The sequence below is a fragment of the Microcoleus sp. LAD1_D5 genome (assembly GCF_036702115.1).
Lineage (GTDB): Bacteria > Cyanobacteriota > Cyanobacteriia > Cyanobacteriales > Microcoleaceae > Microcoleus.
On record NZ_JAUBSA010000026.1, the window covers coordinates 24,794 to 39,719 of the forward strand.

14 protein-coding genes are annotated in these 14,926 nt (G+C 45.5%); 10 read left to right on the top strand and 4 right to left on the bottom strand.

The genetic code is table 11. The features are described from left to right. The first annotated feature begins 18 nt into the window (after window positions 1–18). Window positions 19–1,287: a pitrilysin family protein gene (locus tag QUA70_RS13290; RefSeq protein WP_333344294.1), complete on the top strand. Its 1,269-nt coding sequence runs from the start codon at window positions 19–21 to the stop codon at window positions 1,285–1,287. Window positions 1,288–1,727: 440 nt separating this feature from the next. Here the strand turns inward: QUA70_RS13290 and QUA70_RS13295 are convergent, their stop codons facing one another. Further along, window positions 1,728–4,154: a patatin-like phospholipase family protein gene (locus QUA70_RS13295; RefSeq protein ID WP_333332059.1), complete on the bottom strand. Its 2,427-nt coding sequence runs from the start codon at window positions 4,152–4,154 to the stop codon at window positions 1,728–1,730. Window positions 4,155–4,611: 457 nt separating this feature from the next. Between QUA70_RS13295 and QUA70_RS13300 the strand changes: the two genes are divergently transcribed. Further along, complete coding sequence (locus tag QUA70_RS13300; RefSeq protein WP_333332056.1) at window positions 4,612–6,432, top strand: efflux RND transporter periplasmic adaptor subunit; 1,821 nt, start codon at window positions 4,612–4,614, stop codon at window positions 6,430–6,432. A 185-nt stretch (window positions 6,433–6,617) separates the two neighbouring features. Continuing rightward, complete coding sequence (locus tag QUA70_RS13305) at window positions 6,618–7,883, top strand: ABC transporter permease (protein ID WP_333344298.1); 1,266 nt, start codon at window positions 6,618–6,620, stop codon at window positions 7,881–7,883. Window positions 7,884–8,024: 141 nt separating this feature from the next. Here QUA70_RS13305 and QUA70_RS13310 read toward each other — a convergent pair whose 3' ends face one another. Further along, entirely contained in the window at window positions 8,025–8,177 is a 153-nt protein-coding gene (locus QUA70_RS13310; protein WP_333332050.1) for a hypothetical protein, read from the bottom strand. Between the two features lie 234 nt (window positions 8,178–8,411). On the opposite strand from QUA70_RS13310, the gene QUA70_RS13315 reads away from it, so the two are divergent. The 7 genes from QUA70_RS13315 (at window position 8,412) to QUA70_RS13345 (ending at window position 12,533) form a co-directional block, all read left to right on the top strand. Further along, entirely contained in the window at window positions 8,412–8,747 is a 336-nt protein-coding gene (locus tag QUA70_RS13315; RefSeq protein ID WP_190739504.1) for a cation:proton antiporter subunit C, read from the top strand. Next, complete coding sequence (locus tag QUA70_RS13320; protein WP_333344299.1) at window positions 8,744–10,174, top strand: cation:proton antiporter; 1,431 nt, start codon at window positions 8,744–8,746, stop codon at window positions 10,172–10,174. The genes QUA70_RS13315 and QUA70_RS13320 overlap by 4 nt, the downstream gene beginning before the upstream one ends. Beyond that, window positions 10,171–10,554: a Na+/H+ antiporter subunit E gene (locus QUA70_RS13325; protein WP_333344301.1), complete on the top strand. Its 384-nt coding sequence runs from the start codon at window positions 10,171–10,173 to the stop codon at window positions 10,552–10,554. The genes QUA70_RS13320 and QUA70_RS13325 overlap by 4 nt, the downstream gene beginning before the upstream one ends. A gap of 150 nt (window positions 10,555–10,704) precedes the next feature. Beyond that, the gene (locus QUA70_RS13330; protein ID WP_190739580.1) at window positions 10,705–10,935 is read left to right on the top strand and encodes a hypothetical protein; all 231 of its coding nucleotides are present in this window, start codon (window positions 10,705–10,707) and stop codon (window positions 10,933–10,935) included. After that, the gene (locus tag QUA70_RS13335; RefSeq protein ID WP_333344303.1) at window positions 10,932–11,219 is read left to right on the top strand and encodes a monovalent cation/H(+) antiporter subunit G; all 288 of its coding nucleotides are present in this window, start codon (window positions 10,932–10,934) and stop codon (window positions 11,217–11,219) included. Before QUA70_RS13330 ends, QUA70_RS13335 begins: the two co-directional genes overlap by 4 nt. Next, a complete protein-coding gene (locus tag QUA70_RS13340) occupies window positions 11,209–11,868 on the top strand; it encodes a DUF4040 domain-containing protein (protein ID WP_333344305.1) in 660 nt (219 codons plus the stop codon). Before QUA70_RS13335 ends, QUA70_RS13340 begins: the two co-directional genes overlap by 11 nt. Continuing rightward, window positions 11,868–12,533: a Na(+)/H(+) antiporter subunit B gene (locus tag QUA70_RS13345; protein ID WP_333344307.1), complete on the top strand. Its 666-nt coding sequence runs from the start codon at window positions 11,868–11,870 to the stop codon at window positions 12,531–12,533. The genes QUA70_RS13340 and QUA70_RS13345 overlap by 1 nt, the downstream gene beginning before the upstream one ends. 256 nt (window positions 12,534–12,789) lie before the next feature. Here QUA70_RS13345 and QUA70_RS13350 read toward each other — a convergent pair whose 3' ends face one another. Both QUA70_RS13350 and QUA70_RS13355 read right to left on the bottom strand, forming a co-directional pair. Next, the gene (locus QUA70_RS13350) at window positions 12,790–14,250 is read right to left on the bottom strand and encodes a class I SAM-dependent methyltransferase (RefSeq protein ID WP_333344309.1); all 1,461 of its coding nucleotides are present in this window, start codon (window positions 14,248–14,250) and stop codon (window positions 12,790–12,792) included. Next, window positions 14,247–14,909: a restriction endonuclease gene (locus tag QUA70_RS13355; RefSeq protein ID WP_333344310.1), complete on the bottom strand. Its 663-nt coding sequence runs from the start codon at window positions 14,907–14,909 to the stop codon at window positions 14,247–14,249. The genes QUA70_RS13350 and QUA70_RS13355 overlap by 4 nt, the downstream gene beginning before the upstream one ends. Between the last annotated feature and the right edge of the window lie 17 nt (window positions 14,910–14,926).

Below are 14,926 nucleotides of genomic sequence, written 5' to 3' on the forward strand. Positions count from 1 at the left end.
TTCTCGACTAAATTAACCATGAAAAATGAAATCCAGCGCACGGTTTTAGACAACGGTATTGTTGTCTTGGCAGCAGAAAATCCAGCCGCAGATATTATTGCAGCTAGGATATTCCTGCGGGCCGGCAGTCGCTACGTGCAGCCGGAACAAGCAGGGTTGTGTCACTTGCTGTCGGCGGTAATGACTAAGGGAACCGAGCGCCTGTCTTCGCTGGAAATTGCGGAGCGTGTAGAATCGGTGGGAGCGAGGTTGAGTGCCGACTCTACTACAGACTATTTTTTAGTGAGTTTGAAGACGGTTTCTGCGGATTTTGAGGACATTTTGGAGTTGGCGGCGCAATTGACGCGATCGCCTACTTTCCCGGAAGCTGAAGTCGAACTCGAACGCCGCATTGCCATATCGGCAATTCGATCGCAGCAAGAACAGCCATTTGCGATCGCCTTCGAGCAATTGCGGCACGCGATGTACCAGGAACACCCCTATGCTTTCTCTCCCTTGGGTACGGAAGCTAGTATGTCAAAGCTCACCAGAAACGAGCTTGAAGAGTTCCACAAAACCTATTTCCGTCCCGATAATGTAGTTATTTCTGTAGCCGGCAGAATATCCACCGAAGATGCGCTCGCCCTGATCGATCAAACTTTTGGATCCTGGAAAGCGCCTTTAACACCCCTGCCAACTTTAACTGTCCCCCCCCTCTACCCCTCCCCTCAATCGGTCGTTACCGCGCAAGATACGCAGCAATCACTGATTATGCTGGGCTACCTCGCACCCTCCGTCAAAAATCCCGATTACGCAGCGATTAAGTTGCTGAATACTTATTTGGGTAACGGTTTGTCGAGCCGATTGTTTGTGGAATTGCGGGAAAAGCGGGGCTTGGCTTACGACGTTTCCGCCCTCTACGCGACGCGCTTGGACACGGCTCAGTTTGTCGTGTACATGGGTACGGCGCCGGAAAATACGGCGACTGCTTTTGAAGGATTGCGCGCCGAAGTCGATCGACTCGCCAACATCGAACTAAGCGAGGAAGAATTGCAAGCTTGCAAGAATAAAATGCTCGGTCAATATGCTTTAGGGAAACAAACTAATTCGCAAATTGCCCAAGTTTTAGGCTGGTATGAAATTTTGGGATTGGGAATTCAATTTGACCAGCAATTTCAAGAAGAAATTGCACAGGTGACAGCTTCACAAGCGCGGGATGCGGCTAAGAAATACTTCATCGAACCGTATATTTCTTTGGTGGGCCCGGAGGCGGCGATTACAGAGTTGGGTGTAGCGGCTGTTTGTTGAGTAGGAAATTGGCGATCGAACTTTTCACAAGTTCGATCGATGCGATCGCAGACAAAAAAACTTTTCGCTTAACAATTATTTGTGTTTTACGATCGCTTTTAACCTTTCCAAAGGTTACAACAAAGCCAACTATTATTGCTGGCATTCTCTAGAACTGACACCGACAAGCTCAACGGAATTTTCGTTGGTAGTATAACGTTCCGGTTGAGCTGTTGCAAATAACACTCGTAGCACCACCAGCAACTTTCAACAATCCGCTCCAACCGAATTGTTAGGGTGCGCCGTTAGCTTAAGGATTCCACGATCCCGCCTTTGCTAAATAGACAGTAGGTGTAGATCGCTAGACATGATCTGAATCTAACTCAAATCGTTGCCAATCAATGCGATCGCACAAAGGTTATGATTGTCATCCATGCTCACCTGAACGTTTGCAATGGCTTCTAGGATTTTTTTGGTATCACAGGGTCTTGCTTTGGGGTCATTCTCAAATCGTCGCCAATCGATGCAATCACACAAAGGTTATGATTCTTATCCATACCCACCAGACCGTTTGCAAGGGCTTCTTGGAATTTTTTGGTATCACAGGGTCTTGCTTTGGGGTCATTGGGATCAGGTGTCTGCAGATCGATAAATTCCCTTGAGCGCTTAGAGATGAGCCAACCCAGAGGCAACTTAACGTCCTTACCTGACTTGTTCAGGAACAAGGTTCTGAATTTATATTTGCGTCGCTTCTTATTGTCATTTTTGAGTCGAGCATCAATCTCATCATTGACCGTGAACATAGACAACTCAACAGCACTGCGACTGCGGGACTCGCGCGCACTAAACAAGGCACGAACTGGCGATAAAAGCTCGTTCAGTCCTTCACTCTTGAGTTGAGTTGTAGGCTCGTTAAATTGCCCATCAATTAAGGATAGGTAGACAATTTCAAAGGTTGTTCCGTAACCCGGAAGTTGCTGTAAGTTCCGCCCAATGTCCAAAGCAGTAGGAATACCAGAATTATCAAAATAACCGCCATCAGCCAAATGCAATTTACTTTTGTCCTTACTGCTTTGGTACCACCCTACAGGGGTGAAGTAGGGAAAACGAGCACTGAGGCCAGCCGCTGTACTCAGTTTCAAATTTAGATCGGGTTCATCAATGGCAATATTTTCTTTGTTGGGCAAGTTAATCTGAAAGGGGCTGATCACCAGGCGATCGCCCGTTTCGACAACAGTTGTGTTGAGAACCAGTGCAGGGGCTTTGCCCTGGGGCTGCCAGTGTTCGTAAAAAGACTTCCGCAAGGGATTATCTGGATTTGGAAGAGACAGCTTATCCCAAGCTTTTTCAAACGCAACTTCCAGACCTCTTGCCCGATCCCAATCGTCTATTGGGAAAAAGATAAATCGCTGAACCAGGTCAGGGAATAGCCCCATCGTCAGGAGGGGCGTCAGCAAGTCACTGCTAAACAGTTTGCTAGCCGTTTGGCTAAGGGATTTACCACTAATTCCACCCACTTTCACCAAACTTGAAAAGGCAGAAGCCCCCAAGCTACCGCCAGACACCCCACTGATTGCAAATACATGCTGAGGAAAATTCGGAAAATATTCTGTTAGCTTTGAGAAGGCTGTCGCTGCATGATAAGCGGCATAGATACCACCACCTTGAGCTGCAGCGATATATACAGGATAGGGTTTATTTGAGAATTGAGCGCGATCGGGGCGATTCTCTAACCATTGATTAAAACTAGATTCTAAAGTTGGAAGGACTGACTTTTCGCGTTTGCTGATTAGTTGAAAGCGGTGATTGTCATTAAGATTTAGTGCACTAGAAACTAACATTAATCCGATTAGAATCGTTATGCCGGGTATTTTAGTTCGTTTCCCCCAGTGGTAAATTGTTGAAAAAACAACCACCACAATCGTCAACGATATTGCCACCACACTAATTGAACCCAGCTTATCGGGAAAAAATGTCGGAGGCATTTTCCACCCTAAGGCGAGGGATGCCACCACAGAAATGAAACAAATTCTAACAACGATCCATCGTGACTCTAGCTTGTTTTGCCAAGAATATAGCCCCACATTAGAAAATACGAGCAACAGAAAAACAGCAATTACACCAAAAGAGCAACGTGAATCGTTTGCCCCCAGAATCATAGGCAAAGATAAAATACTAAAAACAAAGCAGGCAATATTAACAAATATATTTTCAAATATTTGCCCAAAGAGACCTTCATTTTTCTTCTTAGAGCCAACGGAATATAGGTACTTTAAGTATTTTTTTTCTATACGGTTTCTTAATAAATAAAATAAACTTCCTAATAAAACTATATTGCTAAACATCCACACTAGCAAAAAAATATAGGCACTTAAAGCAGTATTATTCGATAAGTCCTGCAATGTTTTTTGGGTAGTAGCCCAAGTGCCATAAGCAAGGCTACCCAGTGGTACAGCACCTAGCAAACGAGGTGCATTTTTGTATAAGATATCTAATTTTTGCTTCTTGTTGAATTTAGGAAGATGATCTTTATAGCGTTTCTCAAGTGAACGTGCCGCGAACCAGACAACAAGTGAAAGCAAAACAACAAATACTGTAGAAACAACTGCCTGAAGTTCATTACTATCTAAAGCAATTGCGAGATAGACCTCAATGGTTTGATCGATCTGGGTAAAAAAATACCAAGCTGCGATTGCAACTGTCAGAGGCACTCTTAAATATATCAAGAACTTCACGATGGGGTTAAGCTGGTCTTCAAACCAATTAGAAATTATTGGGATTAGCTTGTTTTCAAACCAATCAGAAATTTGAATTAGCTTGTTTTCAAACCAATTAGAAATTCTTTGAATTCTTTTAATTAATTTATGTCTGTTATCAATTTCAGCCATATATCACTAACCAATGACTGTAAGGGAACATCTCTATCTCGAAATAACTGCCACCTAACGGCTAAATTGAGCGGAAAAGGATAGCCTCTGACTCAAACCTAAAATATTGCGATTTTGTCATATCCAAGGATTCGTTAGGCATCGATGAGCGCTTAACAATTATTTATACTTGGCGCTCGGCGATAACTTCAGCTTGACTAACATCATAGCTGTTGGTCCGCTCCAATGATTTGTTATACCCGATCGCTTAACAATTATTTATGCTTCGTGATCGCCGATCGTTGTACGGCATTTACCAACGAAGCCGACCATACAGGTTTTATCTGCATTCGTATCTAAACTAGATTAGATCGGCCCCAAGCATTAAACACCGGAAAAAACTTAGTGCGACTTCTCTTGAACCTTTTCTGTTCCCGATCGGTCTAAATTCAAGACAGACCCATCAGGTCTAATTTATATGTACTTCGTAAAGCACTTTCAGATTAAAAAAGAGCTGACTCCCTGGCTCAGCGGACTCCTCGCCGCTTCCCTGCTGGCAGGAGTAGGCTACACAGCTTACAGCCAACTCACAGTCAAATCCAGCCGCGAAACCAGACGCAGGGAAAAAACCGTTGCTGTCGAAAGGGTGAACCTGCCGATTACAATTTCGGCAAACGGCACAATTGTGCCCGAACGTTCCGTTAACGTCAGCCCCAAAACTTCAGGAATGCTCAAAAGTTTGCTTGTCAAGGAAGGAGATAAAGTTGAACAAGGGCAGATTCTAGCCTACATGGACGACTCCAACCTCCAAGGGCAACTTACCCAAACTCGCGGACAACTCGCAGCCGCGGAATCAAACCTGGAAAAATTGGTCAACGGCACTCGAACCCAGGACATTGCTGTGGCTAAGGCAGTGTTAGCAGAACAACAGGCAAGTCTGGAAAAATTGCTCAACGGCAATCGAACCCAAGACATTGCTGTAGCTGAGGCACAAGTGGCAGAGCAACAGGCAACGTTGCAAAAATTGCTCAACGGCAATCGAACCCAAGATATTGCCGTAGCCGAGGCACAACTAGCTGAACAACAGGCAAATTTACAAAAATTGCTCAAGGGCAATCGGCCTGAAGACATCGCCCAAGCAATCGCCAAACTCAGAGATGCGGAATACGCCAAAAACCAAGCTGAGGAAGACTTTCAGAGAAATCAGGAACTTTATAATGCCGGCGCCCTTGCTTTGCAAGTTGTCAACAACTCCCGCACCGCGCGCGATCGAGCTCAAACGCAAGTCAGGCAAGCCGAACAAGCTGTAGCTTTGCTGCAAGCAGGTACTCGCCCCGAAGAAATCGCTTCGGCGCGGGCTGCAGTCGAGCAAAAACGGCAAGCTTTGACCCTGGCGCGATCGGGCGCACGCCCGGAAGACATCGCTGCGGGGCGGGCTGCTGTGGAGCAAAAACGGCAAGCTTTGGCCCTGGCGCGATCGGGCGCACGCCCGGAAGACATCGCTGCGGGGCAGGCCGCCGTCGAGCAAAAACAGCAAGCTTTGGCGCTGCTAGAAGCGGGTTCTCGCCCCGAAGACATCGCCCAAGCCCGGGCCCAAGTTCTCGCAGCTATAGGCAGCCTGCAAAGCGTTCAAGCCCAGATCGACGACACTGTGCTGCGGGCTCCTTTCACCGGCACTGTTACCCGCAAGTACGCCGATCCGGGCGCTTTTGTGACTCCCACTACGGCAGGTAGTGCGGTTTCTTCGGCGACTTCTTCTTCGATTTTGTCCTTAGCTTCAAAAAATCAATTAGTAGCAAACGTAGCAGAAACTAATATTTCTCAGATTCAGATCGGCCAGGCTGCGTCTATTCAAGCCGATGCTTTTGCGGGAAAGACTTTTACAGGTAAAATCACTCAAATTTCGCCTCAGTCGATCGTCCAGCAAAATGTGACAAGTTTTGAGGTTAAAGCGGCAATTATTAATGATGAGAAACAAATGCTGCGATCGGGGATGAATGTGAATGTGGAGTTTAAGGCCGGTGAACTCAAAAATGTTTTGGTAGTTCCGACTGCGGCAATTGTCCGCCAACAAAGGGAAACGGGGGTTTTTGTTCCCGGTGGAGAAGATGGCAAACCTGCTTTTATGCCGATTAAAACTGGTATGACGGTGGATGACAAGACGGAAGTGCGATCGGGTTTGAAAGGAAATGAAAAAGTGCTGCTTAGTTTACCCCCCGGATTGCGGCCTAGATCCCAAAATCCATCGTCGGGCGGAATTCCGGGTTTGCAACCGGGTGGGGGAACGCGCTTGCGTTAGATCGGATATCATCTTGCACTATTTGCAATAATCCTTTTTTGGCGGGCTAGGAGCAACGGCCCACAAGAAGAAAATTGATCTATTGTGGAACAGGCATCTTGCCTGTTCATCAGAAGGGTGAAAGATGTGAGTAGGATGAAATTTTCCAACAAATAACAAATAACAAATAACAAATAACTAATAACATGAAATTAAAGACTCCCCCAGTTATTAAGAAAATCTCGAATGTTCAAATTGTGTTCATGGCGACTGAGGCGCTGTGGAATAATAAGTTGCGTACCAGTTTGACTATGCTGGGTGTAATTATTGGGATATCTTCGGTAATTGCGATTACTTCGGTGGGACAGGGTGTACAAAAATCAACTGAAGAACAGTTAAAGGCTTTGGGTACAAATGTGCTGTTGGTTTTATCCGGCGCTTCGCGATCGGGCGGTGTCAGTCAGGGAAGCGGTTCTGCTACTACCCTTACTTGGGATGACGCTAGGGCGATCGGCAAACAAGCTCCCGCAGTTAAGGCTATTTCGGCTTATTTGCAGCGCCAAGTGCAAGTGGTTTATGGCGGACAAAATTCATTTACTGCTATTTTGGGAACGGATTTAAACTATCCAGATGTGAAGAACATTCAACCCCAAGAAGGACGGTTTTTTAACGAGGATGAATTGAATGCTGCTGAGCCAGTAGTTGTCCTCGGTTCTAAGGTGCGGGACGAACTTTTTGGAGCCGGAGCTAATGCGCTATCCTCCGATATTCGCATTCAGGGAAACCGCTACAAGGTCATTGGAGTGATGGAAACCAAGGGGTCTGTAGGGGGAACCGATCAGGACGATCGAGTGTATATTCCCCTCAAAAATATGTCTTCGCGGATTGTGGGGAGAAATTCTTTAGCGGGGATTGCGATCTCGGGTTTTTGGTTGGAAACTGCCGGCGAAGCGGATTTAGCGGATGCTCAATTTCAAGTGGAAAATATCATGCGCTTGCGCCACAATATTTATCCGCCACAACCGGATGATTTTCGAGTTGTAAATCAAGCTGAGATCGTTAATACTTTCAGCAATGTGATAGGTTTATTTACGGTTATGGTGGGTGCGATAGCCGGAATTTCTTTGGTGGTTGGCGGCATCGGTATTGCTAATATTATGTTGGTGTCTGTTGTGGAACGCACTAAGGAAATCGGGATTCGCAAAGCGGTAGGCGCTACTAATGCAGCAATTCTAATTCAATTTATGGCGGAATCTATTTTAGTTTCCACGGTGGGGGGAACGGCGGGTATTGGGTTGGGAGTTGCGATCGCCTTTGGGGCCTCGACAGCGTTCAAATTTCCGTTTGTGGTTTCTGTATGGTCGATCGCGGCTGGTTTTGGGCTGTCTTTTACTGTAGGCTTATTGGCTGGAGTGCTGCCGGCTCGGAATGCGGCTCGCTTAGATCCGATCGCAGCTTTGCGGAATGATTGAAGTTAGTGACGTTCGCCCCCGTTAAATTGAATAGTCCTGGACGCAAGTGTCACAATTATAGTCCTGGACGCACGAGTGGTCAGAAACCGGGTTTGATGGACGTTCAGACTTCCTTGTCGGCCACAGATTCGCTAACGGGACTTAGCCAAAAATCACGTCGAAAATGGCGGCAAACGGGGACAGGTAAACGGTTTGATCTTGAATTGGGTTCAGTCCTGGATTGACAAGGGTTTCACCTCTGATATCAAATCCGCGCTCGATCGCCGGGCGTAAAATCGAGTCAACAGTTAACACTCAACCATCATTCAGTTTTTGGACTGACAGTTAACAGCCAACAGTCAACAGTCAACAGTCAACAGTCAACAGTCAACAGCCAACAGTCAACAGTCAACAGTCAACAAACTCTTTCCCTTACCTAGACTGGTTTTCAGGTACTTTAGGGGCTAGAAAATGTCTAAGTCTCATTAGAACTAATATACGTTTCTTCAAATATAATAACCAAAACCCCTTATCCAACACGCAATTTCCATGTTAGAAGGATTGGTATTGGCAACTGTATTTTGCGGATTTTTTGGTATCATCTTTAAAAAAAACCTGATCATGAAAATCGTCTGTATGGATGTCATGAGTACAGGGGTTATAGCCTATTACGTGGTGGTGGCATCGCGAGAAGGCTGGCTGACACCAATTATTTCAAAGGGAAAAAATGTCGCTTACGCCGATCCGGTTCCCCAGGCGGTGATCTTAACGGCGATCGTGATCGGCTTTTCGATTCAGGCTTTAATGCTGGTCAGTGTGATGAAGCTGGCACGAGATAATCCGACATTAGAAAGTAATGAAATCGAGATGAATAATACCCCATGAATACCCTGACGCTAGCCTGGATTGGACTCCCGTTTTTTGTCGGGTTTAGTATTTATTTGATTCCGAAGCTTGACAAGTATCTCGCAATATTCGGAGCGATCGCGTCCGCTGCCTATGCGTTCCAGCTTTTTGTTATGCCGTCAGCGGTGACGCTGGAGTTACTGGATAATTTCAGTGTCACGTTGTTAGTCGATCGCTTGAGCGGCTATTTCATCTTAACCAATGCCTTAGTCACAGCAGCGGTGATTATCTACTGTTGGCCCACAGATAAGACGGCATTTTTTTATGCACAAATTCTGATGGTACACGGCAGCCTGAATGCGGCCTTTGCCTCTACTGACTTTATCAGTTTATATGTGGGGTTAGAGGTCAGCGGCATTGCGGCGTTTCTGTTGATTGCCTATCCTCGCACCGATCGCTCGATTTGGGTAGCTTTGCGCTATCTATTTATTAGCAACACGGCAATGCTGTTTTATCTAGTCGGTGCCGTGCTGGTTTATAAGGCAAGTCATTCGTTTAGTTTTGCCGGCTTGGGTGCAGCGCCTCCAGAGGCGATCGCTCTGATCTTTATGGGACTCTTGGTTAAGGGAGGTGTGTTTGTATCGGGGTTATGGCTACCGTTAACTCACTCGGAATCAGAAACGCCAGTGTCGGCTTTGCTGTCAGGGATTGTGGTCAAAGCGGGGGTATATCCCCTCGTGCGCTGTGCGCTGATGGTGGAGGAGGTGGCACCCATCGTCCAAATCTTTGGCGTCGGGACGGCGCTGCTGGGCGTGTTCTGTGCCGTTTTAGAAAAAGATAGCAAACGGATGTTGGCTTTTCACACGGTTTCGCAGTTGGGTTTTATCCTCGCTGCACCGTCGGTGGGTGGGTTTTATGCGCTGGCCCACGGTTTGGTCAAATCGTCGCTGTTTTTGACTGCAGGATCGTTACCGACTCGTAATCTGAAAGAATTGAAACAAAAGCCGATCGATACCAAAATCTGGATTGCCTTAGTCATAGCTAGCTTATCAATCTCTGGCTTTCCCTTGTTGGTTGGCTTTGGGGCAAAGGTGTTGACGGTGAAGAATTTGGGATTCTGGCCAGCGATCGGGATGAATGTCGCAGCAGTCGGAACAGCAATCTCTTTTGCTAAATTCATCTTTCTACCTCGTGGCGGACAAACAGCAGTCAAACCCGGTTTTTGGCCTGCGGTGTTGCTGTTGCTAGCTGGGCTGATTGGAGCCAATGCTTTTGATGTTCAGGCTTATACGCTGGACAATATGCTTAAGGCGATCGCCATCATCGGCGTTGGTTGGTTGGCCTATTTTCTAATTTTTCAACGCACGGCAATCAAACTGCCACGTATGCTTGAACAATTCGATCATTTGGTCGGTTTTATGAGCTTGATTTCGCTCCTACTATTCTGGATGGCATTACCAAAATGATTGGACAGCTAATATTAAGACTGACGATCTGGTTTCTACTTACTGCCGATTTTAGTTTGGCAAATATTGCGATCGGCATCATCATTGCTGCCCTGTTGCCGCGCAGCTACGCACCCTCGGAACCTTTGAGGGAATGGTTGGGGGTGTTGGGTAAAATCTTCATGGCGATTCCGGTAGCTTATATAGAAGCTTTTGAACTTATCTTCCGTCCCCATAGACACGAAGATGTGATCATGGAAAAAGTGCCAAACCATCGATCGCCCCTGCTGATCTTCCTAGATGTATTGCTGATCACTTTTACACCTAAGACAATTGTGGTGAAATATCACGAAGAGGGTTTTTACGAAGTACACCGAGTGCGGCGGACATCAAACACGTAGCTAAACTTTGTTTGTGAAGGATTTAACCGCTCTTGACGCACAGTCAGAGAAGAGAAGAGAAGAGAGAAATGAATAATTCCGATTTAGCTAAGTAAGAAAAAGCAGGAGTGCACACAATTGAACAACTTAAACAACTTGATTTTAATTGCCATGATTCTGGCTCTGCTCATACCCATGTACGAGGTATGGAAAGATCATGATATCTGGCAGACAATGTTGGCGTTTGCCAGCATTTCGACCAAGGCGGCAATCATCGCTCTCGTCATATCCGTCTGGCGCGATGATTGGATGATCGGTGTGGTGGCGGCGATTATCCTCAGTGTGGGTAATGCTGGATTGATGTTGTTGGCACAAATAATCAAACGTATCACTGAAGCATGATCGTAATAGATGTATTGAGCTATACCTGCATCGGTATAGGGATTTTTTTCTGGTTTTGGGGTAGTTCTTTCCTGCTGGGCAAGCGATCGGTTTTATATAAACTGCACAGTCTTTCGGTAGCAGATACGCTGGGTTCGATCGCGATCGTCGTCGGATTGCTGCTGAAAATACCCAATAAATGGCCCCTGCTGATTCTGGCGATCATTTGCTTAGCAATCTGGAACACAATGCTGGGATATGTGTTGGCCTATTGTTCCAAAACAGGGAGTGACTATGAACGATAATAGCTACATTTATGTCCTCGTCGCTCTGCTACCCTTAGCTGCTGGTATGGTGGTATTTCAGGTCAATCCATACCACGCATTGCTGCTGCGGGGGGTATTGGGAGCGATCGCCGCCTTGGTGTATACAATTTTAGGCGCGGGGGATGTGGGCTTGACCGAAGCCTTGATGGGCACCCTGCTCGCGATTACACTTTATGCAGTGACGGTGCGTTCATCCCTCGTGCTGCGTCTGGGTGTAATCGAAGAGGGGACAGAGGGCGATGCTATACCAAACGACAAAACCGCATGCGAGCATTCTAAACAAAGCTTGTACGATCGCATGACAGAGGGCGATGCTATACCAAACGACAAAACCGCAGGTCATTTTAAGCAACTGATAGATGACATCCGCACAGTTTTTGAGAAACGCCATATGCGCCTGGAACTGGTTCCCTATGCGAGTGCACAGGCATTGCAGCGGGCGCTGATGGAAAAAGAAGTTCATGCAGCTTGTTCCCCAGAAGACCAACTAGAACACAGGGGCGAAGCGCAACTTTATAACACCGCAATCAGAGTTCGGCGTGTCTACGACATCATGCAAACCGAACTTTCATCACCAGGGACAACCCTAACCTATGTAAATACACCAGACGCAGAGGAAAAGCATTGATGAAGTGGGTTTACTTTTTATCAGGGATAGCGCTGTTTGTCAAAATGCTGCTAATCGCCAATCCAATAATGGACTCATCGCTGCAAAGTTCGATCGTCGAATTGGTTGTTCAAGATAGTGGAGTACCCAATGCGGTTTCCGGTATCATTTTGCGAAATCGGCTGTACGACACGATCTTTGAAGTTGTGGTATTTACGATCGCCATCTTGGGTGCAAGTTTTATGCTAGCAAATGAACAGCCGTCCTGCGCCATATATCAGTTTACCGATCAACCATCGATTATTTTGGCGCGATTGGGAGCGACGATGGCCGCCTTGGTGGGTATCGAACTAGCAATTCGCGGGCATTTAAGTCCAGGCGGTGGTTTTGCCGCGGGTGTAGCGGGGGGAACTGCGATCGGCTTGGTGGCGATTACCTCATCACCGCAGTGGATGCAAGAAATCTACCAGCGCTGGCACGCCGCGACTTTGGAGAAAGTTTCGGTACTTGTTTTCATTGTATTGTCCGTTATCACTCTGTCAGGATATGAGTTACCGCACGGAGAATTAGGCACACTTTTCAGCGGTGGCATTCTCCCCTTGCTCAATATCCTGGTTGCAGTCAAAGTCGCATTAGGATCGTGGGCGGTGCTGTTGGTGTTTATTCGCTATCGCGGATTGCTATGACAAATGTTCCGATCTCAAATCCATTGACATCGAAATTATTCATCTCTCTCAATCTCTGACTCTGTGTCCTCTGTGTTCTCTGCGGTTTAATCATTCAGCAACAACCGTAAACGATATTTTACGTTTATAAGGCTTACGCACCGGTAGTCAGAAACCGGGTTTTTTTGCGAAAATACTTTGTTACACCCGCAGAATTTGCCAAAAACCTGGTTTCTTTGCTTTTGGTGAGTAATTCCTGTGTACTCATCTGCGTTTATCAGCTTGCATCAGCGGTTACAAATTCCCAATCTGCCAGCAATGCCAGATTCAGACAATTTAAAATGCTGGATTTGATCGGGCGCTTTTCATCCCAAAATACCATCGATGAATAAAAGTTAATTGCTGGCGATGAATTTAAAAGCTCAAAAGTTTGACGTGCAACTCTCTCGCTGTCAAAGCTGAGAAAGTAAACAGTATCATCAAAAATCGCAGGTTTATTAGCTATTTCACCGATCAACCTAAAATCCAATTTTTTATAAAGTCCGCAAATTGCTATCTTCCAAAATTTGAAGCTATAATCGCCAACCCCAAAAATAGAAAAGCGAGGATTGTGCTGATAAATTTTGCTTTTGCGATTGTCTAGATATTGTCCCCACTCCTGCAGATAGCGCCAGGTTTTAGGAGCTATCTGGCTGATAGGTTCGGTTGGCTCGCCAATAAATTTTTGAGTTACTAAAATATAGCGGTTTGTGCGATTAAGTCGATTTTGAGCAACATCCGATCCTTTAAGTAGCGGAAATAGATAAGTTTCCTCAAGCTCGACAGCTTCCCCAAATCCATTGACAAACAAATTATCAATTTTCCGAAACTCCATCACATTCGAGCAGTCATGTTTAACGCCCGATCGCCATTTTGCCCCTGAATTCACCGCATATAAATTACTCAATTTATTGAAAGAATCTATATCTTTAACCAGGAGATTGTTGTGATATCCGATTCGATTGCCGTCAGAACTTTCTAAACTGCTAAATACATCGCAGAAGTAGTTTTGTGAGCTTGAGTCAAACTTGCAGTATAACAGACAGGCATCAACATTTGCATCAAAATACTTTTTAGCATCTATTTTGTAAGTTGCACAGCTAGCGAGATTAAGTTTTTTTGAATGAATGTAACTCAATAACTTTCTGGCAACGGAAGTCTTGCAAAGCATGGCCAGAGTGGCGTCACGATTTTGCAAACATTGTATCGCATGGATCAGCATCCATTCTGAGATATCGAAGTTACTTTTACCTGTTAGTGAATCTAAGCCAGTGTGCTTTTGAAAATTACTTTTTTTCGGCAAGTTTTCACTGCCAATAGTTCCTTGTTGTGAGTTTGTTACCCAAGGAAAGTTGCCAAGTACCAGCACCCTATGATTAAATGGGTTGATTAATGATGTCCAGTCAAACTCAAAAAAATCTCCGTGCTTAACCTCACATCTTTCATCCTGTAACAATTCATGCTTAGCTCTTAATTCTCTTAAATAACTTTGATTGATTTCAACCCCGATAATCTTGCTGGCGGATGGAAACGAATTTGCAGCAGCTTTAATGAAATTACCTATCCCGCAAGTTGGCTCAATGATGACTTTGGGGTTAACATTAAGTTCTATCAATTTCCGACACACCATCTCGGCTAATTCCAGCGGTGTCTGAAAATCCCCGTATTCTAGTTTTGTTTGGCGATCGTTGGAACTCATCGTTTAGATTTATAAACTGCGATAACGCCTTCCTGTTGTCCGGCACGCTCAATGACTCTTCCATACTGAAGTCGCCATTGTAACGCATTAGAAATGGTTAAAAAACCTTGCAAGGGTGGGTTTCTCAGTATTTCGTCGGCAATGTTACCTGCTTCAATTTCGTCAACAGGTAAATTTTTGTCAAACATGAAAGCAAGCAAATCATCTTTATTGCCTTCGTTGTCTAAAATATTGCGAATTCCACGGGTCATTTGAAAATCTGCGGTTCTTTCGGCACTCACGTAAATTGTATGCAAAATATTCAGGGTTGCAATTCGGAGCGTACTGTTGTCTGTCTTTTCGTAAACAAAGATAATCAGTGAATATCCCAGCCCAAAAATCTTTTGCCTTGCAGATTTGAAAGGACATGACGACTGCGGTTGCCTAATGCTTGTTACCTTCACGTCAACCAATAGCCCAGGAAAATCGATGCCGCTGGCTGAATTACCATCTATAAATTCATACTGCTGCTTAAGATAGAGTCTAAACTTTTGCTCCAAATATGTCCCCACAGCCTTTCCGTCTGTGATGCCGTAAAGCAAAGGTTCCGGGTGTTGAGACTCGGCGGCTGAAAATATTGCCGCCTCAGAACAAAGAATTTCTACGGTCAGAGTCGTCATTTTGATGAACCACCAGA

Coding starts and splice junctions, on each gene's coding strand:
- QUA70_RS13335 (WP_333344303.1), top strand. CDS start 10,932: ATGATCGTAATAGATGTATTGAGCTATACCTGCATCGGTATAGGGATT.
- QUA70_RS13355 (WP_333344310.1), bottom strand. CDS start 14,909: ATGACGACTCTGACCGTAGAAATTCTTTGTTCTGAGGCGGCAATATTT.
- QUA70_RS13325 (WP_333344301.1), top strand. CDS start 10,171: ATGATTGGACAGCTAATATTAAGACTGACGATCTGGTTTCTACTTACT.
- QUA70_RS13320 (WP_333344299.1), top strand. CDS start 8,744: ATGAATACCCTGACGCTAGCCTGGATTGGACTCCCGTTTTTTGTCGGG.
- QUA70_RS13290 (WP_333344294.1), top strand. CDS start 19: ATGAAAAATGAAATCCAGCGCACGGTTTTAGACAACGGTATTGTTGTC.
- QUA70_RS13345 (WP_333344307.1), top strand. CDS start 11,868: ATGAAGTGGGTTTACTTTTTATCAGGGATAGCGCTGTTTGTCAAAATG.
- QUA70_RS13350 (WP_333344309.1), bottom strand. CDS start 14,250: ATGAGTTCCAACGATCGCCAAACAAAACTAGAATACGGGGATTTTCAG.
- QUA70_RS13315 (WP_190739504.1), top strand. CDS start 8,412: ATGTTAGAAGGATTGGTATTGGCAACTGTATTTTGCGGATTTTTTGGT.
- QUA70_RS13300 (WP_333332056.1), top strand. CDS start 4,612: ATGTACTTCGTAAAGCACTTTCAGATTAAAAAAGAGCTGACTCCCTGG.
- QUA70_RS13330 (WP_190739580.1), top strand. CDS start 10,705: ATGATTCTGGCTCTGCTCATACCCATGTACGAGGTATGGAAAGATCAT.
- QUA70_RS13305 (WP_333344298.1), top strand. CDS start 6,618: ATGAAATTAAAGACTCCCCCAGTTATTAAGAAAATCTCGAATGTTCAA.
- QUA70_RS13340 (WP_333344305.1), top strand. CDS start 11,209: ATGAACGATAATAGCTACATTTATGTCCTCGTCGCTCTGCTACCCTTA.
- QUA70_RS13295 (WP_333332059.1), bottom strand. CDS start 4,154: ATGGCTGAAATTGATAACAGACATAAATTAATTAAAAGAATTCAAAGA.